At 61.9% G+C, this 20,283-nt stretch carries 20 protein-coding genes; 6 read left to right on the top strand and 14 right to left on the bottom strand.

Features of this window, described 5'->3' with window-relative positions:
- Positions 1–8: 8 nt before the first annotated feature.
- Genes trbJ through K289_RS0130175 form a run of 7 tightly spaced genes read right to left on the bottom strand, consistent with a single transcriptional unit; the run spans position 9 to position 7,563 of the window.
- Complete coding sequence (trbJ, locus tag K289_RS0130205; protein ID WP_051310965.1) at positions 9–764, bottom strand: P-type conjugative transfer protein TrbJ; 756 nt, start codon at positions 762–764, stop codon at positions 9–11.
- 26 nt (positions 765–790) lie between these two features.
- Positions 791–3,370: a conjugal transfer protein TrbE gene (trbE, locus tag K289_RS0130200; protein ID WP_027554908.1), complete on the bottom strand. Its 2,580-nt coding sequence runs from the start codon at positions 3,368–3,370 to the stop codon at positions 791–793.
- On the bottom strand, positions 3,364–3,621 hold the full coding sequence (locus K289_RS0130195; RefSeq protein WP_027554907.1) for a VirB3 family type IV secretion system protein: 258 nt from the start codon (positions 3,619–3,621) through the stop codon (positions 3,364–3,366). The genes trbE and K289_RS0130195 overlap by 7 nt, the downstream gene beginning before the upstream one ends.
- Complete coding sequence (locus K289_RS0130190) at positions 3,621–3,980, bottom strand: TrbC/VirB2 family protein (protein WP_084788774.1); 360 nt, start codon at positions 3,978–3,980, stop codon at positions 3,621–3,623. Before K289_RS0130190 ends, K289_RS0130195 begins: the two co-directional genes overlap by 1 nt.
- 17 nt (positions 3,981–3,997) lie before the next feature.
- Positions 3,998–4,981, bottom strand: a complete 984-nt coding sequence (trbB, locus tag K289_RS0130185) for a P-type conjugative transfer ATPase TrbB (RefSeq protein WP_027554905.1) — start codon at positions 4,979–4,981, stop codon at positions 3,998–4,000.
- Entirely contained in the window at positions 4,974–5,525 is a 552-nt protein-coding gene (locus K289_RS0130180; protein WP_027554904.1) for a hypothetical protein, read from the bottom strand. The genes trbB and K289_RS0130180 overlap by 8 nt, the downstream gene beginning before the upstream one ends.
- Before the next feature lie 10 nt (positions 5,526–5,535).
- Positions 5,536–7,563, bottom strand: coding sequence for a conjugal transfer protein TraG (locus tag K289_RS0130175; protein ID WP_027554903.1), 2,028 nt, complete (start codon positions 7,561–7,563; stop codon positions 5,536–5,538).
- Between the two features lie 556 nt (positions 7,564–8,119).
- On the opposite strand from K289_RS0130175, the gene K289_RS0130170 reads away from it, so the two are divergent.
- Positions 8,120–8,722 carry a hypothetical protein gene (locus K289_RS0130170; protein ID WP_245284040.1) on the top strand — a complete coding sequence of 201 codons (603 nt, stop codon included), beginning with the start codon at positions 8,120–8,122 and terminating at the stop codon, positions 8,720–8,722.
- Complete coding sequence (locus K289_RS0130165; RefSeq protein WP_027554901.1) at positions 8,719–9,309, top strand: RES family NAD+ phosphorylase; 591 nt, start codon at positions 8,719–8,721, stop codon at positions 9,307–9,309. The genes K289_RS0130170 and K289_RS0130165 overlap by 4 nt, the downstream gene beginning before the upstream one ends.
- A gap of 19 nt (positions 9,310–9,328) precedes the next feature.
- Here K289_RS0130165 and rlxS read toward each other — a convergent pair whose 3' ends face one another.
- Complete coding sequence (gene rlxS, locus K289_RS0130160) at positions 9,329–11,293, bottom strand: relaxase/mobilization nuclease RlxS (protein WP_027554900.1); 1,965 nt, start codon at positions 11,291–11,293, stop codon at positions 9,329–9,331.
- Between the two features lie 291 nt (positions 11,294–11,584).
- Here rlxS and K289_RS0130150 point away from each other — a divergent pair, with 291 nt between their 5' ends.
- From K289_RS0130150 to K289_RS0130140, 3 genes are all read left to right on the top strand, one after another.
- Positions 11,585–12,460, top strand: coding sequence for a transposase (locus K289_RS0130150; protein WP_027554898.1), 876 nt, complete (start codon positions 11,585–11,587; stop codon positions 12,458–12,460).
- Positions 12,457–12,810 carry an IS66 family insertion sequence element accessory protein TnpB gene (tnpB, locus tag K289_RS0130145; RefSeq protein ID WP_027554897.1) on the top strand — a complete coding sequence of 118 codons (354 nt, stop codon included), beginning with the start codon at positions 12,457–12,459 and terminating at the stop codon, positions 12,808–12,810. Before K289_RS0130150 ends, tnpB begins: the two co-directional genes overlap by 4 nt.
- A 69-nt stretch (positions 12,811–12,879) precedes the next feature.
- Positions 12,880–14,415: an IS66 family transposase gene (locus K289_RS0130140; RefSeq protein ID WP_027554896.1), complete on the top strand. Its 1,536-nt coding sequence runs from the start codon at positions 12,880–12,882 to the stop codon at positions 14,413–14,415.
- A 354-nt stretch (positions 14,416–14,769) separates the two neighbouring features.
- On the opposite strand, the gene K289_RS0130135 is transcribed toward K289_RS0130140, so the two are convergent.
- From K289_RS0130135 to K289_RS0130120, 4 genes are all read right to left on the bottom strand, one after another.
- On the bottom strand, positions 14,770–15,309 hold the full coding sequence (locus K289_RS0130135) for a S26 family signal peptidase (protein ID WP_027554895.1): 540 nt from the start codon (positions 15,307–15,309) through the stop codon (positions 14,770–14,772).
- Positions 15,299–15,517, bottom strand: coding sequence for a helix-turn-helix domain-containing protein (locus tag K289_RS0130130; protein ID WP_027554894.1), 219 nt, complete (start codon positions 15,515–15,517; stop codon positions 15,299–15,301). Before K289_RS0130130 ends, K289_RS0130135 begins: the two co-directional genes overlap by 11 nt.
- Before the next feature lie 152 nt (positions 15,518–15,669).
- On the bottom strand, positions 15,670–16,470 hold the full coding sequence (locus K289_RS47900; RefSeq protein ID WP_156918260.1) for a DUF2285 domain-containing protein: 801 nt from the start codon (positions 16,468–16,470) through the stop codon (positions 15,670–15,672).
- A gap of 120 nt (positions 16,471–16,590) precedes the next feature.
- Positions 16,591–16,914 (bottom strand): DUF736 family protein, encoded by a 324-nt coding sequence (locus K289_RS0130120; RefSeq protein ID WP_027554893.1) that lies wholly within the window; start codon positions 16,912–16,914, stop codon positions 16,591–16,593.
- Between the two features lie 349 nt (positions 16,915–17,263).
- On the opposite strand from K289_RS0130120, the gene K289_RS52995 reads away from it, so the two are divergent.
- Positions 17,264–17,572, top strand: a complete 309-nt coding sequence (locus K289_RS52995; RefSeq protein ID WP_371260870.1) for a hypothetical protein — start codon at positions 17,264–17,266, stop codon at positions 17,570–17,572.
- A gap of 585 nt (positions 17,573–18,157) precedes the next feature.
- On the opposite strand, the gene K289_RS50790 is transcribed toward K289_RS52995, so the two are convergent.
- Both K289_RS50790 and K289_RS45635 read right to left on the bottom strand, forming a co-directional pair.
- Positions 18,158–18,307 (bottom strand): hypothetical protein, encoded by a 150-nt coding sequence (locus tag K289_RS50790; RefSeq protein ID WP_156918259.1) that lies wholly within the window; start codon positions 18,305–18,307, stop codon positions 18,158–18,160.
- A gap of 185 nt (positions 18,308–18,492) precedes the next feature.
- Positions 18,493–20,241 (bottom strand): ParB/RepB/Spo0J family partition protein, encoded by a 1,749-nt coding sequence (locus tag K289_RS45635; protein ID WP_035686295.1) that lies wholly within the window; start codon positions 20,239–20,241, stop codon positions 18,493–18,495.
- Positions 20,242–20,283: the final 42 nt, after the last annotated feature.

The raw sequence follows: 20,283 nt of genomic DNA, 5'->3' as shown, positions 1-20,283 counted from the left end.
GCCCTCACCTACTTGCCGCCGGCATATGCATGACCATCGCCGATGAAGCGGACGAAGCGCTCCTGCGCCGCGGCAGATGACACCTGCTGTTCGGCTGCTCGCAACGTATCCGCACGTGACTGAGCCACCAGGAGAGTCTGAGTTTGCAAGGATTGCTTTATCTGCAGAGCCAGCAACTCATTTCCCGACTGCTGCGCTTGAAGCGAGCCAATCGCACCGGATGAGCCTGTCATCAATCGTTGGAGCGTCTGATTGTCCTGGTCCAGCGTGCCGACGATGGCTGATTGCACGGTGAGAGCCTGCTTCAAGCCCTCGTAGCTGTTGTTCCAGCGAGCCGTCGCGTCCTGGACCATCTTGTCGGACGAGACCGCCGCACCATACTGGCGTGGATAGAGACTCTCGAAGCTCTGCTGGCTTTTCTGAATATCGAACGAAATGCCCTTTGCCTGGGTGATCAGGCTGTTCATTTGATTAATGGTTGAAGTTAGCTGACCGACGACGCTTGTCGGCAGCTTGGTAAGGTTCTTGGCCTGATTGAGCAGCGACTGCGCCTGGTTTTCGAGGCCCCGGATCTGGTTATTGATCTGCTCAAGTGAGCGGGCCGCAGTCAGGAGGTTCTTGCCGTAGTTCGAAGGGTCGAACACGACGACTTGCGCATCAAGGCGCCCGGCCCCTGTCGCAACAAGGATGATAGACAGCGCGATGGTCGCGCCCGTCCTCCGCACTTTGCGGACATAACATAAGCCGACAGTATCTTCGATCATCGAAACCTCCAACGTTGAACTTGAGGTCAGGCTCTGCGGACCTGTTCGAAGGTGCTGATCAAGTTTGCGGCCCAGTGCAGGTCGCGCTCAGCGAGATAGTGCTTGGCGAAATCGCGGGGATCGGCTCCGGCAAGGATTGCATCAATGGCACGCTGGTCATCCGGCGAGGATGCAGCAGCAAAGGCGAGCGCCACCGGACCAAGCCCAAGCTCAAACAAGCGATTGCCGGCGCGAGACTGCAGATAGTAGTCGCGCTTGGGAAAGGCTTCGGCGATCAGGCTGACTTGAGTGTCGTTCAAGCCGAAGCGGCGATAGGTCTCGCTCTGGGTCGGCTCGAGCGCGCGCGGGTTTGGCAGGAAAATCCGCGTTGGACAGGACTCAATGATTGCAGGCGCGATTTCGCTCTCGGCGATATCCGCAAGCGACTGGGTGGCGAAGATCACAGCCACGTTCTTCTTGCGCAGCGTCTTCAGCCATTCGCGGATACGGCCGGAGAATAATGGATCGTCGAGAAACACCCAGGCTTCATCAAGAACCAGTAGCGTCGGGCGTCCGTCAAAATGCTCTTCGAGGGTGTGGAAGAGATAGGTGAGAAGCGGCGCGACCAGACCGGGCAACGCCATCAACTCCTCCATCTCGAAGGTGAGCACGTCGGCAGCAGACAGACGGTCAGCGTCTGCGTCAAGAAAGCGGCCGTAAGGGCCTTCCAGGGTGTAGGGCTGCAGGGCCTGACGCAGGGCATCGCGCGCAAGCAGCGCTACGAATCCCGTCATCGTACGCTCGGAAACCGGCGCAGAGCCGAGGCTCTTGAGCGCGGACCAAAGTGTCTCCTTGATCTCGGGCGTTACGGTAACGCTCTCATGGGCAAGCACGCCGCAGAGCCAGTCGAGCGCCCAGAGCCTGGCTCCATCCTCCGCGACGTTCTTGAGAGGTTGGAAGGCGAGTCCGCCCCTCGCTCCGAGTTCGTACCAAGCGCCAGAAAGAGCGAGCGTGGTGGCGCGCGCGGAACGGCCTTTGTCGAACGTGATCACTTGCGCATTCGGATAGCGGCGGAATTGAAGGGCTAGCATCGAGAGCAGCACCGACTTGCCTGCGCCCGTAGGACCGACGACGATCGTGTGCCCGACGTCGCCGGCGTGGAGCGACAATCGAAATGGAGTCGATCCCTTGGTCTTGGCGATCAGGAGCGGCGGTCCGTCCAGGTGCTCGCAACGGGCAGGCCCCGCCCACACTGAGGATAAGGGGCACATGTGAGCGAGGTTGAGGGTGTGGACGATCGGCTGTCTTACATTGGCATAGACCTGTCCCGGCAAACCGCCGAGCCAGGCTTCGACGGCATTGATCGTCTCGCGGATCGTCGTGAAGCCACGGCTGTTTATGGTTCGCTCGAGGGCACGGAGCTTGTCGTCAGCCGCGCGCGAGTCCTCATCGGTGACGGTTACCGTCGTGGTGATATAGCCAAAGGCAACCAGATCGTCGCCGAGCTCGGACAGCGCTGCATCGGCGTCAATCGCCTTGTTGCTGGCATCGGTGTCAAGGAGCGCCGCCTGTTCGTTGAACATCACCTCCTTGACGATCGCGGCGAGCGACTTCCGTTTGGCGAACCATTGGCGGCGATAACGCGACAATGTGGCATTCGCTTCCGTGCGGTCGAGCGGAATGAACCGGGTTGTCCAGCGATAGGCGACGCCAAGCCGGTTCAGTTCGTCGAGCAGGCCGGGAAACGTCACATGCGGAAACCCGAGAACCGTCAGCGCACGAAGGTGGCTGCGGCCGATCGCCGGCGACAATCCTCCCGTCAGCGGCTCGTCGGCCAAGAAGCAATCGAGGTAGGCCGGGATTTCTGGAACGCCGACCGGATGCCGCTTGGTCGAGATGCAGCTATGAAGGTAAGTGAGAGTTTCCTCGTCATTCAGCGGCCAGATTTCCGGAACGACCGATGACAGCAAGTCGATTGCGCGATCCGTCTCCTGGATGAAGCGCTGAAGATGATCTCGATAGCCTGGTTCCCGGTCTGGCTCTTCGGCGGGCTCCGCCCCGTCTGGCGCTCCACCGGCGAGCGCACCCTCCTCTTGCTTCTCCTGCTCAAGTGCCTGGGGAAACGGCGGGCTCGAACGCCGTACTCTGAGTCCGGTTTCGCGCGGACGCTCCAGAAAAAGACCCTCAAGCCGCGACACGCGTTCGGGCGGCGGCAAATACATGAGAGTGAGATGCTGAACGCTCTCGAAGTGCTGCCCGCCCGGCCGGGACGGATCATCCCATGAAGCATCAGTCGCCCCTTCAAAGGCAGCCCGTCGCTCTTCGTCGATGAGCCATGAGACAGGGTCTGGAAATTCTGAACGCGGGTACTCGGCCGCCTGGATACGCGTCGCGTCAAAGAACAATGCCCAGCCCGATCCAAAGCGCTTGAGCACATTATTAACGCGCGAGGCGGCGCTCATCAGCTCGGCTTCAGTCGCGCTGTCGAGATCGGGCCCCCGGTAACGGATGGTGCGCTGAAAGCTGCCATCTTTGTTCAGGATCACGCCGGGCGCGACCAGGCAGGCCCAGGGCAGCCAGTCCGCCAGACGATAGGCGTCGGTGCGAAATTCCCGCAAGTTCAGCACGCGAGCCACCCCTTATGCTTGGTGTGACGAACCGCGACCTCGACGAACGCCGGATCTCGCTTGGCGAGCCAAACCGCGGCCCCATGACCAACGATCCAGAGCGCGAGGCCAACGAGCCAAAGCCGCAGCCCGAGCGCCAAGGCCGCCGACAAGGTGCCGATCAGGATGGCGGCCGCCCGCGGCGCACCGCCCATCAAGATCGGCTCGGTAAGCGAGCGGTGGAGCACAAGCTCGAATCCTTCCGGCCGCATCAGATCAGCGCTCCGCCGCCGAACGAGAAGAACGAAAGGAAGAAGGAGCTGGCCGCAAAGGCGATCGACAGGCCGAACACGACCTGGACCATCTTGCGAAAGCCGCCCGAGGTGTCGCCAAAAGCGAGGGATATGCCGGTCACGGTAATGATGATGACAGCGACGATCTTGGCGACCGGCCCCTGTACGGATTCCAGAACACGTTGCAGCGGCGCTTCCCACGGCATGCCGGAGCCGGCCGCATGAGCCGCCGATGTGGTCAAGACAACGCAGGCAAAGGCGATTCCGAGCTGGGCAAAGAGCGGCTGATGGTCTCGGTAGACATAGACGCGCGCGGCAGAAAGCAGTCGAACAGACATGTCACATTCTCCGTTGATCAGGGGCGATAGCCGATGGTTGGAAGACCGTGCGGGGTTTCGAGCAGGTAGTCGCCGGCAGAATCGAGGCCCTTGAGTTGCAGCACTTCCTCGATGCGACGGGCGGAGCCGCGCCCCTTAATGAAGACGATGAGATCAATCGCCTCCGCGATCAGCCGGCGCGGAACGGTCGCCACGGCCTCCTGGATCAGTTGCTCAATCCGATAGAGCGCCGCGCGGGCGGAGTTGGCGTGTACTGTCGCGATGCCGCCTGGATGGCCTGTATTCCAGGCCTTCAGCATGTCGAGGGCCTCCGCACCCCTCACCTCGCCGACAACGATCCGATCGGGTCGCAGGCGAAGGGTGGAACGCACGAGGTCGGCAAGATTCGCCACGCCCGGCTTGGTGCGGAGCGTCACGGCGTCCTCGGCATCGCATCGGAGCTCGCGCGTATCCTCAATGATGACTATTCGCTCATTGAGGCCGGCGATCTCCGCGAGCAGCGCATTGGCAAGCGTCGTCTTGCCTGATCCCGTGCCGCCGGCAATCAGAATGCTGCGGCTTTCCCTGACCGCGGTCGTCAGCACGTTTGCGATCCATGGCGAAGCGATCTGCGCCTTGACGTAGTCGGAAAACCGAAATGTCGTTGTGGCGGGCTTACGGATCGAAAAGCAGGGCGCAAGCGACACCGGCGGCAGGACTCCTTCAAATCGCTCGCCGGTCTCGGGAAGCTCTGCCGAGACGATCGGAGACGCCGCGCTTGCCTCTGCCCGCACATGGCTCGCCACCAAGCGAATGATCCGTTCGGCCTCCTGTGCCGTCAGGATGACGCCGGTATCCGCGCGGCCCGAACCGTGCCGATCGAGCCAAAGTTTCCCATCAGGATTGGCCATGACCTCGACCACGTCGGCTTCTTCCAGCGCCATCGCGATGGCCGGTCCCATCGCTGTTCGCAGCATTCCGCGGCGGCGCTCCCGAGTTTCGGGCGAGAGAAGGTCAGACATTGCTGGCCTCCTCCCGCCCTGCCGGAGACGGCCCCGGCTGCTCGCCCGTCGCACTTTGCGAGCGGGATCCGCTTTCCGCATGCTGGGCGGCACCTAGCGGTGCGCCCTCCTCGATGCTTCGCGTGAAAAGATCCGGCCTTGAAATGCTGACGCGCTCCATGACGTCGGCAACTAGCCGGCCGCCGGAGGCAACGCGCTTGCCGACCTGCGCGACAAACATGTCGAACCTCTCACGCCCGAGCGCGCGTGCTGCATCCTGGTCCCCTGACGGCAGAGGCGGTGTGATCGTCAGGTAGTAGCGGACGAAGAGCGCAAGGGTCTCGGCCATGACCGAGAGGTCGCGGTCGAAGCGATCAAGCTGCCCGCTCATACGGTCGAGCCGTCGGATCAGCGCTGCGTCTCCGGTCGTATCCCGCTCCGGATTGAGGAAACGATCCAGGGCTGCATCGACAATGGCTGACTTGTTGGTCCCCGGCCGCTTGGCCGCAAGTTCGAGCCGCTGCGATACGCTGTCGGATACATAGGCTGAAAGTTTCGGTTTCATGAGCAGCCCTTCAGAATGCGGGAAGCAGATCGTCGTCGTCGCGGGTCACCGCGTGAGCGCGGCGAACAGTCGAGGGGGCGCTCGCAGCGCGCTGAATCTGGTTGCGATCGGCGGCAACATCGGCTTCGTCATCGAGAAGGCGCTCTTCAGTCGAACGAACGTCGTCGGCCGGCGGCGGTGCCTCATCAAACAGAGGCAACTGCTGCTTGAGGCCGCCCTCCTCGGCGTCTGCTTGCATGAGCTCCCGATATGGCAGCGTCGCCAGGCGAAGATCGACGGCGCGGGCCTCGCCACGCCAGTCGTCGGCGCGTACGACTGGTCGGTCCAAATATTCGTTGCTGCCCAGGCGGGGTGGCGGACGAAGGCGCTTTACGAAGTTTGCATCCTCATAGTGGCGGAGCTTCAGGGCGCGGATGGGCGCAACGCCTGAGACCAGGAGGATGGCCTGCTCCGGCGGCAACTGCATCACTTCACCCGGGGTAAGCAATGGCCGCGCGGTCTCTTGGCGGCTGACCATGACATGGCCAAGCCAGGGCGCGAGCCGATGACCGGCATAGTTGCGCTGCGCGCGCAATTCGGTGGCTGTGCCTAGCGCATCGGAAATGCGCTTGGCAGTACGTTCGTCGTTGGCGGCAAACGCGATGCGAACGTGGCAATTGTCCAGGATCGCATTGTTCTCGCCGTAAGCCTTTGCGATCTGATTCAGCGACTGTGCGATAAGATAGGCGCGGATGCCATAGCCGGCCATAAAGGCAAGCGCGCTCTCGAAGAAATCCAGCCGGCCAAGAGCCGGAAACTCATCCAGCATCATCAGCAGCTGACGATGCTCCGGCTCACCCGCTTTGGTATTCAAGGATTCGGTCAGCCGGCGGCCGATCTGATTGAGGATCAGCCGGATCAGAGGTTTGGTGCGGCTGATGTCCGACGGCGGAACGACCAGGTAGAGACTGACGGGCTTGGCCGCACTGACGAGATCTGCAATACGCCAGTCGCAAGTTTCCGTATTGTGGCTGACGATGGGATCCCGATAGAGCCCGAGGAAGCTGACGGCGGTCGAGAGGACGCCTGAACGCTCGTTTTCGGACTTGTTCAAGAGTTCCCGCGCGGTCGCGGCGACGACGGGATGCACCTTCGGCTGTGCGCCGGTTCCGAGATGGTTGGTCGCCAGCATGATCCTCAGCGTCTTCTCGAAGGACTGCGAAGGATCGGCCAGGATTTCGGTGACCCTGGTAAGGGTCTTCTGCTCTTCGGCATAGAGGACGTGAAGAATGACGCCGACCAAAAGCGAATGGCTGGTTTTTTCCCAATGGGTTCGGCGCTCGAGCGCACCTTCCGGATCAACCAGAATGTCGGCGATGTTCTGCACGTCGCGCACTTCGGCCGCGCCCTTGCGGACCTCGAGCAAAGGATTGTAGCGGGCGCTCCTTGGGTCGGTCGGATTGAACAGCAAGCAATGGGAGAAAGTTGAGCGCCAACCGGAGGTTAGCTCCCAGTTTTCACCTTTGATGTCATGCACGACCGCAGACGACGTCCAAGACAACAGTGTGGGAAGGACAAGTCCAACGCCTTTGCCCGAGCGCGTCGGCGCAAAGCACATGACGTGCTCCGGTCCTTCATGACGCAGGTAGTTGTTTTCGAGGCGACCGAGAAAGACGCCTCTTGCCGCAAACAAGCCGGCAGCCCGGATTTCCTTTGCGCTTGCCCAGCGCGCGGAGCCGTAGGTCGTGACGAGCTGATTTTGCCGCGCCCGCCACACCGAGTTGACGATTGCGAACAACGCACCGGCGACCCCGCCTGCCGCGGCGATGGCGCCCCCCTCTTCGAAGATTTCGGGCGCATACGCTTCGTAGACGAACCACCATTCGAATAATCGCCAGGGCAGATAAACCGGATAGTCGATGACGACGAACCACGGTTCTCCCAGGCGCGCTTGAAAGCCGAGAGCCGCCGCTGTCCATTGCGTTGCGCCCCAGGTCGACGCGACGACGATCCCGAAAACGATCGTGATCTGGCCCACATAGATCTTTGCTGGAAACATTCGTCGCCCCATTCACACGCGCAATGTCAGCGGCGTGATGAAAAGGACGAACGCCTTCCGCGTTCAATCGAAATAAAAAACCGCGTCGTCAGAGAGCGCGAAGTTGGTAAAGCCTCGCGCAGTGAAGCAATTCTCGGTCTGGATTGAGGTAGCGTCAGCAAACGCTTCAACTGCTCGTGACCTGTTGGCCCAAACAGGATTTCGTTGCCGACTCGCTTCTAGCTCGCGCGCAAACGCCCGCACCAACGCCAAACAACTGCACGCGAGTCGCTCATGCGACCGATCACAGGGAAGGAACGCGACACGATGAATTTTCTCGACCTGTGATCTAGCTGCGGAACGGCATATATTGGATGCGGGGTTACCGCGGCGGTCGCTCAGCTCCATTATATTCGATCCCGGCTACTCTGAGGTTCCATAATACCTCTATATTCGTTTGTCAAAGTTGACAAAGTTGCCTCCACTCCCGATATTTGAAGTGGAGTTTCAACGCATGTCCAAGTCCCAGTCAAAGTCCTCCTCCACCAAAGCTCCGTCCGTTCGCGAGGACGGCGTGATGATGGTGCTCAAGCACAAGCCAGGCGCTCTGAAGGACCTCACTCTTCCCGCGGACGCTCAAGTCGCGATCGTGTCCAAAAGCGCGAGGGCTCTGCAGAAAGTCCGGGAGCGCAACAAGCAACTGGCGGGTCGAGCTTTCCGCTTTTTCTCCGGAAGCTTTGGAATGGCGACTGTCGTCAACAAAGAGGCATTCGCGCCTGATGCGCGCGCCCTCGCCGTCCTCGAGGGCGTCCGCATCGCCCAGGAGGATCTTCGGCGGTCGGGGGGCGCCTACGATCTGGATCAGGTCAGAACGTTGATGCGTGGCGTCTCTCGACAGGCCATCGACAAGCGCGTGCAGGAAGGCAGCCTGCTTGCGGTTCCTGGCCCCAGCAACCACCGAAGCTTTCCAACGCTGCAGTTCAACGTGGACGGTACTGTCGTCGAAGGTCTCAAATCCGTTCGCGAGGCATTGCCGACCGACAATCCCTGGACGATCCTCAACTTCCTTGCTCAACCTGATGATCGGCTGAATGGCCGCAAACCCATTGATCTGCTCAAGCAAGGCAAGGTCGACCTCGTGGTCGAGGCCGCCAGGCGAATGGCTCAGCAAGGCGCGTGAGTGCCCCGCGTCCGCCGGATAATGTCGCTCGCCGTCGGCCGCGCCTCTACCGGCTGCGGGCCGGCACTGTTGTGCATCGGTTTTACACCAGCGAGTACGAGCCGATTTTCTTCGACCCTTCTCGCGAAGGACGGTTGAATTCGCCCGATGGCGGGTACGGGGTCCTCTACGCCGCACGCGAAACGCATGGCGCATTCGCAGAAACGTTCTTGCGCCGCCCAGGACAGACTCTGATTGATCCAGGATTACTTCGGCGGAAAGCCTACGCTCGCCTCGAGATTACGACCGATTTGAAGCTGATCAGGTTCGCGGGTCTTTCCCTTGCCATACTAGGCGCCACGGCCGAGGTCGTTCACGGAGGGCTCCCCTACGATGCGCCGCAGGCCTGGTCGAAAGCACTGTTCGAACATCCCCTTCGTCCCGACGGCATAGCTTACTACGCGCGCCACGACGACGAAGCTCTTTGCTTCGCTATCTTTGACCGCGCTCGCGACTCGATCCGGGAGATCGACCGCGAAACCAATCTGGATCAGGATTGGTTCTGGCAGCTCGCGCGACGATACAAGGTTGGACTCGCTCCAAGCTGATAGTGTTCGCCGAGCGCTCCTAGAGACCCAGACCGCGCTTGATGCCGATCGACCACGAGATTCCCTCCCCGCCGACACTGCCTGTAACCATCTGCCCGCGCGCGCGCTCTAAGACCGGCCGCCAAGGCACCAGCGCGAAATCATGGGACCGCTCGACCAGCGCGTACCGGCCGCTGTTCAGCGTCAGCATGCGGCGATAGACGCCGGTCAACTTATCGCCGGCTTTCACCTCGATATGCTCCAGCCCCGTTCGCGCAGATATGTCCGCTGCCGTCCGGGCGAGCTCACGGCCCTCCAGCGTCCGCAAGAGGTCCCGCGCATAGCGCACCTGCCCTTCCTGCTCGCGCGCAAGCCCCTGTTCGATCAGCCATTGGCGCCTCGTGCGCAGCGCAACCTCGACTTCCGCGCCCATCCCGGTCGGCCCCAGAGTCTCGGGCGTCTTCGCCAAGAGTTGACGATCGAGCCAGGTCGCGCCCGCGGCCTGCGGCAGGTCTTCCAACCTCTGCCATGACAGCACCGAGATTCGAACCGGCTGACGCGAACGATGCAGCGCTTCGTATCGAAGCGCCCGGTCAAGGTAATCCTCGCCGACCTTCCAGTGGCCATCGGCAAGCCGCTCTACCATCCCACCCTGCCGCATCGCTTCCAGCCGACGGACGTGGGAAGCGACATACTCACCCGAGACCTGAGGATCGTAATCCCGGTGCAGGCGTTCGCTGTAAACGCCCTGCCGGGCAGCAGCGACTCTTGCGATAGTCCGATCGATCTCACGCGGCTCAGCGGAGCGAGGTCTGAGCTCAAGGAGGCTATTTCGGACGGGCGGCTCTTCAGTGGACGCAAGCATACCGATCTCGGCATAGTGCGTTTGCCCATCGACGCCATCAAGCACCACATAGCGACGTTCGCTCAGCTCATCCGCGAACCCTTCGCCAACAACGCGGCCGACCAGTCGCTGACCGGCCCGCTCCGGGTCGAAGATCGCATAGGTGCCGGCGGCCCGTGCAATGCCCGCCGTGGCCAGCTCCCGATGCATCGTCTTGATGATATCGCCCCTCTCGCCGAGCCGCCTCAGCTTTGCCTCAAGCTCCGCATCGATCTGCCAGTTGCCGGGGGTGTTCTCCTCCGCAAGCCCCATCCTCTCGAGCGTCCGCAACCGGCCCATTCGGGTGGCGTGCCAGACCGGATCCCTTGCGGGCTTCGCAGCGAGCTCGAGACCTCCGTCCGTCGCATCGCGCAGGATGGCTCGATCGAGGCGCGTGAACCGTTCTGCCGTAACCTCCTGCTGAAGCTTGCGGACGGCCTCGATCTCCGTCTCAGGACCAAGCTCGCGGGTGATGAGGTCTGCCGCCCGCGCCCGCAAGCCATGGGTGATGTAATCCCGGGCAATCACGAGATCATTTCCCTGATCATCCTTGCCTCGGATCACGATGTGACTATGCGGATGCCCCGTGTTGAAGTGATCAGCCGCCACCCAGTCGAGCTTCGTGCCGAGATCCTGTTCCATCTGGCGCATCAGGTCGCGGACGAATGGCTTCAGCTCCGAGAGCTGCGCACTGTCCTCGGGCGCGACAATGAACCGGAACTGGTGGCGATCTCCATCGCTTCGTTCGGTGAACGCCTTGCCATCGGCGCGATCGCTGGCGCCATAGAGGTCGCCCGGTTGGCCATCACGCGTCACGCCATCGCGCTGAACGTAGCGCAGATGCGCTCGTACGGCGCCCGTATCGCCGGCCTTGATGCGCACGATCCGCGCCTTGATCACGACGCGCCGCCGGCCTGCCATTCGGGCGCGTCCGGCGAGCGTCGTGCCGTGAGCATGGCCGCGGCCGATCCGACCGCCCGTAAACGAGGAGGCTCGCCGCGAGCCCATGCCGGCCTTTTGCGCCTCCTGTCGGACACGTCGAAGATAGCTGGTTGCTTTCTTGGCTTTGCGATTGCCGATCCGCCCGAGCTTCACTTCGAATTCGTCATCGATCTCTTGCATGCGCCGGTCCGCGTTCCAGGAACGCGGTCGATATGTGAAGCCATCGGACGCTTGCCAAGACGCAGACGCAATCAAGCAGGACCATCATGGCGGTAAGCCCGGTTTGGCGACACTGCGCGCCTTGGCGGCGCTAAATCTTGGATGTGCAGACAACGACTTGGCCGGCGTCAGGCGCCAGTGCTTTAATCTTGCCCTCCCGCTCGGCTCCTGGTAAGCGTCCGGTTCTCGCACGTCTTTCGAGAATGCCTCGCCGTTCCATATTGGATTTTCCTGCAGCATGGAGAATCTCTTGTGGGGCGGAAACAATATGAGAACAGAGCGCGCCGAACCTGGTGGTCGGTGCACATCGAGGCGTGGCGTAGAAGCGGTCTCAGCCGGCGCAGTTATTGCCGTCAGCATCGCCTGGATCAGGGCACTTTTGCGCGCTGGCTGAGCGTCCTCGTCGATGCGGAAGCCCTTAGAGTACAAGCCGAATTGAAGCGTGAGGAGCGCCGTTTGCGGCGACCTCTCAAGCTGTCCAGCGACGCGCGCAGCCGTGCCGTCCAGGCGTTCTGGGCCATGCATGTCGAGGCGATGACATGGTCCGGAGTGAGCGTGCGAGCGTACGCCAAGGCCCATGGAATATCGCGTTTTGGCCTGCAGCGGTGGCGCGATTTGATCGATGCCAACGAGGTGGAAATCGACTGGCGAGCGCAGCTCCACCCGAGTGCCCGGGCGCAAATAAGCACTAGTGCTAAGGGTAGTGCTAAGGAGACGGACAGCAAATCGGTCTTGACAACGCCGGGGGTTGGCGACGTGGAAACACCCGCGAAGTCGATCCGGCGCAACTTCACTGCCGCGGAAAAGCTGGCGATCGTGCTCGAAGTTGAGCGCACAGGACAGACGGTATCGTCAGTGGCGCGGCGGCATCGGATCGTCACCAGCGTGCTGTTCCGATGGCGCGCCGAGCGCGGCTTCGGCAAGGACAAGCGTTCAAAATTGGCTCGGGTCGAGGTCGCAAACGCAGCGTCGGACGGTCCTTCGCCCCTCGTTCTCCATAATCTGTTGCAGCCGCCGGATGGCATGGTCGCGGTCGAACTGCCCGACGGGCGGCGCGTCTTCGCACCCACTGACGCTGATCCGGACGTCGTCCGTCGACACGTCGCCGACCGGGAGACCGCACCATGATGATTGTTCCGGCGGGCGTGAAAGTGCATCTGGCTCTGGGCTACACCGACATGAGAAAGGGCCTCGACGGGCTCGCGACCATCGTCCAGGAAACATTGAAGAAGGATCCGTTCTCCGGCCACCTGTTTGCCTTCCGAGGCAAGCGGGCGAGTATGCTGAAGATCCTGTTTTGGGACGGCAACGGGCTCTGTCTGTTCAGCAAGAAGCTCGATCAGGGCGGCTTCATCTGGCCCAGAATGAGCGATCCAGGCGGCACGGTTACGTTGTCGCCGGCGCAACTGGCGATGCTGATCGAAGGCATCGACTGGCGCACGCCGGAGCGTCGATGGCGACCTGCGATCGCAGGCTGAGAGCGCCAAAACCCCTTAAAATATAGCGAATCCGCTTCTTCGAATCAGCCTGTCCGAGTAGAATCGGATATGCAGCTTGACCTCAACAATCTGCCGTCCGATCCAGCGCTTCTGCATCGTCTGGTCCGCGACATCGCCTCACTCATCGAGCATCGAAACAGTGAGATCGAGCGCCTCCGTCTGATCATCAAACAGCTTCAGCGCGCGCAATATGGGCGTCGCTCCGAGCGTCTCGACGCCGACCAGTTCGCGCTGGGATTTGAAGATCTGGACACCGATCTGGCGGTTGCCGAGACCAATCCGGACGCTCTTGCGACACCTGTTCCCTCTGCGGCCGCACCGCCGAAACGCAAATCATTGCCCGATCATTTGCCACGCGAAGAGATCGTTCTCGGCACCGGCAGCGAGATCTGCGCGTGCTGTGGCGGCGCCTTGCATGCCATCGGCGAGAGCGTCAGCGAGATGCTGGATTGGGTGCCGGCCGAGCTGCGCGTCGTTCGTATCCGCCGCCCGAAATACGCCTGCCGGGCATGTGGAACCATCACCCAGGCCCCTGCTCCCGATCGGCCGATCGCGGGCGGACTGGCCACTCCGGCCCTGCTCGCGCAGGTGCTGGTCAGCAAGTATTGTGACCACACGCCGCTCTATCGCCAGGCGCAGATTTTTGCGCGTCACGGCGTCGAATTGGAGCGCTCGACGCTCGCTGGCTGGGTGGGCGGCGCCTGCTGGTGGCTTGAAGCTTTGCACGAACGACTCTGCAAAAACCTGTTCGCTTCCGACCATCTCTTTGCCGATGACACGCCTATCCCTGTGCTCGATCCAGGCCGAGGACGGACGAAAACCGGGCGATTGTGGGTCTATGCCCGCGATCAGCGCGGCTGGGGTGGACCGGCGCCGCCGGCAGCGGTTTACCTGTTCGCGCCGGATCGAAAGGCCGAGCGCCCCGCCTCGCATCTCCTGCATTTTAAGGGCGTCCTGCACGTCGATGGCTATGCCGGCTTCGAGCGGTTGACCGGCAACGGCGACATCATCCTTGCGGCCTGTTGGGCTCATACAAGGCGCAAGTTTTACGAAATTGCAGAGGCTGACGGTGCGCCTTTGGCGTTGGAAGCACTGCGTCGGATCGGCGAAATCTACGCCGTCGAGGCCAGAATCCGCGGTCAATCGCCCGCGCATCGACTGGCCGCACGGCGGTCATTATCGAGGTCGCTCGTCGATAGCTTCCGGCTTTGGATGGAGACGCAGCTGCCCTTGCTGCCCGGTCGCGCCAAGCTCGCCGAAGCGATGCGCTACGCGCTCTCGCGATGGGATGGGCTGACGCGCTTCCTGCATGACGGCCGTATTGAACTCGACACCAATCCGGTCGAACGCGCGATCCGTCCCGTGGCGCTCGGGCGTAAAAACCACCTTTTTGCCGGGAGCGACGGCGGCGGGGAACGCTGGGCGGTGCTCTGTTCGCTGATCGAATCCTGCAAATTGAACGACGTCGAGCCCTACACTTATCTTCGCGACGTGCTCACGCGGATGGTCGACGGACATCCCATCAACCGCCTCGACGCACTGCTGCCGTGGGCCTGGAAAGTCGAAAATCCTGTCAAGGGATGAGGCCAGGTGCAAGCTCCGGACGCTTACGGCTCCTGCGCTGGTTCCCAGGGCCCAACTTCCAAGCTCTCGGTACTCGCGGCGATTAGCGACAACATGCAGTTCGGCCCATTGCGGTGGATCCTCCAATCGCGCCTGCCCGCGATAGCGATCGTTACCCGAAGGGCCGAGACACCCAGTAGGGTGGCTCGGTGAGGAGCGAAGCGACGAGTAGAGCGCGGGCCGAAGGCATCGCCCGCATGATATCATCGCGTCAATATCGCGCTCCTCCGCGTACTTTTGCCCCGTGAGCGACAAATCTCGCGGCGCGGCGGCCGGCGGCGACTAGCTCAACTGAGGAATGCAATGAGGGGACCACTACCCGTCCGGATTCCACGTCCAGATCGGGTGCGCCACACCCACAACATCGCACCGCATGACCGGCCCGAAATACCGCGAATCGAACGAACGAGGATGCGGCTGCAGCAGGAAAAACTCGCCCTCGACGAGCCTCATGCAGCCTTCCCATGATGGCAGCGGCCGCCCGTTTCCGTCCTTCTCCATGACTTCAGCCACGATCTTTCCATTGACGGAGACGGCATCGATCGGCGTTTTGGCGCGGCAGACTTCGTCGCCGCCGGCGGCCGCGATCTGCTTGATCAGCGGCACCCGGGCGGGCAGCACGTCGTATCCGATGATCATGAGCTCGATCGCCGGCGGCGGATTGAAGACCGCAAGTTCACCGCGCGCTGGCAGCTTCTGCTCCACGAAATAGAAACCGAGGGGCGCGCTGCCCGAGGCATTGTAGATCAGGAGCGGCGGCTCGACCGCCGCGGACATGAACATGGCGATGATGCCGGCGCACATCGCCGAGAGGGTGGCAAGCGATTGCCATGACGGCATGCGATCAGTCCGCATCGGAGGTCGACCTCCGCTTGTTCGCCTTTGACCAGTCGACGAGGTCCTCGATGTGGTAGCGGACGTAGCGTCCGTGCTTGCGATATTCTGGCCCCCGGCCCTGCACCCGCATCTTCTCGAGCGTGTTCTTGGTGAGCCTCAGCCAGGCGGCGGCCTCAATTGTGGTGAGGAACGGCTCCTCTGCCGCATTCTCTTCAGTTTTCGTCATACGCAAACGCTCCTCTTCGCATCCCACGAGAGCCGCGGGTGCAAGAAGCAACGTCGTCAGATCGGGAGCGATTTGGGGAGTGGCGAAGATGACGGGCCCGGTTTCGCCATCCCGAGCAGGCCAATGTGGTCAAGGCAGACTAGCAGAATCGGCTAGCCCAGGAGGTCGAGATATCCGCCCTTCATCAATTCGGTGCCTTTGGCGACAAGCCGCCGCGTACGGTCCTTCAAATATTGACTATGTCCGAGCCATTCCTCAGCAACTTTTTTCTCTCCAAAGATGGTGATCGCGATTTGCCGGTAGTTTTTGCCCTTGAGGCTTTCATCGAGCGCGATCAGCGCATGATGGAGCCGCTCGTCGACCGGGGGCGGCACGTCTCCAACGGCTTCAGGAGCTGGCTCTGTGAAGCGGTGAAGGCGCTTCAAGAGCTCGGCTTGGGCAGGGATGTCGGTCAAGCCGCGCATTTCATAGGCCGGCTCAAAGGGCGCGGTGAGCACGGAAAGGCCGCGAATATCGAGGGCTACGTGAACTCCCCTTCTCTTCAACAGCACAAGAGCCGTGCCATCGACGCCGATCACTGCCCTGCGATCCGCCCTGAAGTCGGCAAGGGTTTGTTGGACGCCCTGTTCGGCCTCGTCGACCTTCCCTGCATTCAGCCGGACCACGCGCTTCAAGGCCTTGGCATGCCAGAACGCGGGCGCCTGGTGCGCGCATAGTTTCGGATCGGGAAAGGCATGGAGCCCCCATTTCTCGGCGCGGGGATATCGTCGCCTGAGCCGCAACAACTGCGTGCCGTCCTTGAGCGTGATGTACGGCAGGTGCCGCGGGACCGAGCAGCGCCAGTCGGCGATATAATCCTGGTTTCGGCGCAAGAATTCCCACGCCCAATCGCCGCCATCATACCCGGCGGGACTGCAGGGCGCGGCGTGACCGTCTGCGCGGCTGCTCGGCAACGAAGTGCAGTAGCAATTCAATCGCGGCCTCGACGGAGAATTCTTCCGGCATCCGTCATGGCCGCCGAATCCGGCACGAGAACGGCCTCCGCGAGGAGCTTTCGCGGAGGCCGTTTGGCGTTAGTCTGCTGGATTCCAGATCAGAGCAAACACGCTGTCATCGTCCTGGCCGGCGGCTCTGCCGAGATTGGCGTAGAGTTTGCGCGGACCGAACTCGGGCGCCGCCAGCGACAGGCTCACATATTCCTTGCGGCTGTTCTCGCCGCGGCGGATCCAGCCTGCTCCGATCTCGACGCCTTGGGTCAGGACGCGGAAGTCGGGGTGGGTTTCGGCGGTCTTGTCGCGGTTCGGGACGATGTCGATGTCGGCCCGGATCGAGACGGTCTTGAGCTGGCCCTTGTAGCTGCCGTTGTCATTCTTGGTGACGTATCCGATCGCAGTCATGGTCTTGTCCTCTCTTCGTTGTTCGCGAGGAGCCGATCCCCTCGCGATGGCAAGACCGTGATGGGATGCGGAACGCCTTCGAACCCGCACCTCGCGGGGCGAAGCGAACGCGGAGCACCTGAGCAGACAGCTTTTTTGAAGCGCAGCGGCCGCGAGGAGCCGGACCTCTTCGTCCGGCGGGGAAAAAAGCTGGCAGCGAGGGTTTTGCAGGCGGGGCGCTTCCCATAGGTCTCTTCGCCACGCGTGAGGGGATGGACCCGCTCAACGGAAGGAAAGGCAGAGCATATCGATCGGATACGTCACCAAGAACGACGATGGCAGCTACTAGGGCCAGCTCAGGGCCGCCTCGATCCGAGCCGACATCGACATCATCCCGAGCGGCGATAAGGCCGCCGAGACCCATCCCGATTGCCGGCGCATCATCCAGGGTTTGGAGGTCAGTGAGGGGTTGGTCCGCCGCGGCGAGAACAGCCGCAAGGGCTATGTGAGCCTGTCGCCCGCTGCGCCCGAGTTCGGTCGGCGCAAGCTCTTCCAATCTCGGGAGGTGCTGGCGAGGACGATGACAGCGTGTTTGCCTGATCTAAAAATCCGGCGGACTGTCAAGACACGGCCTGAGCGAAAGCGGTCCGCGAGAACTATTCTCTCGTCGGCGGGTTGATGCGAGAGCAAGGCGAGAGCCTTGACACTGACGGCGCAGCCTCATGTCAGCGCCAGCTCGGATATTCTCGAGAGCGGAGCCAGCGCCAACGCATCGCCAAGCGACTCTTCTCTACGCAAAAGAGCGCGACATGCGAGCGCCGTTTACCCTCTTCGAAGCGAGCAGTATCAATTTTGCGATTGTGGTGTACGCTCTCGTTCATGCACGTCGATGCTCGACCTGCATTGAACATGGGACACGGAGGGCTACATGGCTAAGAAAGCAAAGAAGGCAAAGGCGAAGAAGGCGAAGAAAAAGACCGCCAAGAAGAAGTAGGTCTGCCGACCCTACTTTTCTGAGACACATCAAGGTGCGTGCGGTTTGCCTTCGCGAGCTGATGTTGCCGCGGTTTGATGTGTTTCAGCGACGCTCAATTAACAAGCCGGACCACGAGGCGTGCATCCGCCGTCGGGTTCGGCTTTTCAATTTTCAGGTCGCATGGGTATTAAAGGCCTTATCGAAGCCCGGCCAGGCAGGCCCCTCCCCATTTTGTTTGCGCGTGATCCTCCAGATCAAGCCCGAGGGCATCCTTATCCGGATCATGCGCTAATGCGACCCGTTCATCGCCGCCACGACGTGCGACAGCAGCACGGCGGTCGATGTCAGCGTTGAAACACACACGACAGCTTGCGCCAGGCAAATGCGCTTGAGCGTCGCGGCATATGGATCGGGCAGCAGTTTCGTCGGGCGCGCCATCTTCGTCTCCAAGAGGTGGTGCACGCCTATTCTGGGCTGGCTCTCTTCTGAACGGAGCTATAGGGCGAGTCGCGGGCGGCGCTATCGCCTAAATTTGGGAGTCCGGCGGTTGACTCTTTGGCGACTCGGCAAGGCCCAATTCGGGCGCGGAGCAAGCCGCCGCGCCCGAATCGTTTGCGCCAGACTCAAGTAAACAAGGCCTTAATGGCGTCTGAGGTCGTGGCGATTTCGAGCGTCTTGCTCTGATCATAATGCCCGATCGGAAACGCCATGTAGCGCGGCACGTATCCATCCACGCGCAGCCTTCCCTCGCCATTGAGGCAGTCGCGGATGATCTTCTTCTGGACCTTGCCGGGCTCCGACACGTTCGCGTCGGCAACGCCCTTGCCGGCGACCTCGGACAGAAGGCTGTTGATCGCGGTCCGGTCCCTGATGAGATCAAGGAAGGCATCGTCGGCCTTCCACCACCGCGCCACCTCGGGCTTGACCACCATGCCCGCGGCCTCGGTGAGCGCCGAACCCGCGGCGAGCGTTTCGGCCATCACGAGGGCGATGACCCGCAACACCACTTCGTCCGGTAACGTAAGGAGCCGGGCAAAGAGGCTTGCGGCGGTATGGGCATCACCGTTGCCGCGCGTGAGCGTACCCGAGTAGCTCTTCTCCAGTTGCAGGAGGTCCAGCACCGCTTTCTGCTCTGCGCGAAGCGCCGCCTGGGCCGGGCACTTTGCAACGCTGTCCGCAATGGCTTCCTTTTCTGCGCGCTGCGGATCGGGCTTGACGCTCCAGAGCGGCGAGCTTGCGATCATGTGGGCAGCGGCAAGGCGCAACGCCACGGCCGGATGGGCGAGAAGCTCGGCGCGGACGATGGCGTGCCGGTGCAGAGCCAGATAGTTTTCGGCGGCCTTGGTCAACTCACTTCTCGCGGCGGGCGCTCTGGCTTGCGCCTCCTCGCCATTGCCGTCCCGTGCGCCATTGTCGCCATCCTGCGCATCTTGGTACGCGCGATAGCCTTGGTGGACCTCCACCTCGCCATTCGCGCGGATTTCGATGAAGACCTCGCCGCCGTCCTCCATCGCGGCCTCATCATACTGCCATGCTGGGAAGCGCGTTCCCTTGTCGAGCACGGTCACCTTCCAGCCCTTGGCGGCAAGTTCATCCCTGACGCCAGCGATGGCAGCATTCTGCAATGCCCAGAACGCGTCGACATCGGCGAAATAGCTTATATCGCCGAACAGATCGGCGATGATGTCGTCCTTGTACGCGTCGAGCGGAAACAGCGCCGTTGTTGTTACGATCTGCTCGGTGCCGAACAGCCATTGTTTCAGCTCAGAGCCCCGTGGCGCTCCTTCGCCGTCGTTCTGTGGATCGCTTTCGGCCTGAAAGGCTGCGACCCAGTCCTTCTGTTGCCGGCGTGTGGCGGAGCTGAGCAATTGAAGGTCCTCGGCTTCGATGTCACTGTTGCGATAGGCATCCTTGATGGCGCTATGCAGACCAGCCAGCGCAAGGCGCTGCTTGACGTAGCGTTCGGTCTGACCAAAAGTCGTAGCGATATCAGTGACGTGCCGGCCCTGCTTCAACAGTTTTGCAAAGGCTTCGTACTCTTCGAGTTCGTCCATCGGTGCGCGCGCGACGTTCTCGATGAGGGAGGCTTCCATCGCGTCCGCGTCGCCATCCTCGGCTGTTACCGCGCACGGCAAAAGCACGTCCTCAACCGCGACGCCCTGCTCCTTTGCGGCCTGGCTCGCCGCGAAATAACGCCGCCGTCCCGCGACGATTTCGAAAACATCGCCGCATGCACGGACCAACAAGGGTTGAAGGACGCCGCGGGCGCGGATCGAAGGCAGGATGTCGGAGACATCCTGCGCTTTCCGGCTGTGGCGGACGTTGACGGTTGCTATTCTGAGGTCGCTGAGAGCGATATTGCGCAGTTCCATGGTTAGAGTCCTTGTCTTTGATAAGGGCTCAATGGGTTGGGA

Origin of the sequence: Bradyrhizobium sp. Cp5.3, assembly GCF_000426265.1 — a bacterium.
In the GTDB taxonomy this organism is placed as follows: Bacteria; Pseudomonadota; Alphaproteobacteria; order Rhizobiales; family Xanthobacteraceae; genus Bradyrhizobium; species Bradyrhizobium neotropicale.
Note: the sequence above shows the minus strand (reverse complement) of the source record. Positions and strands in the feature narration are given on the sequence as shown.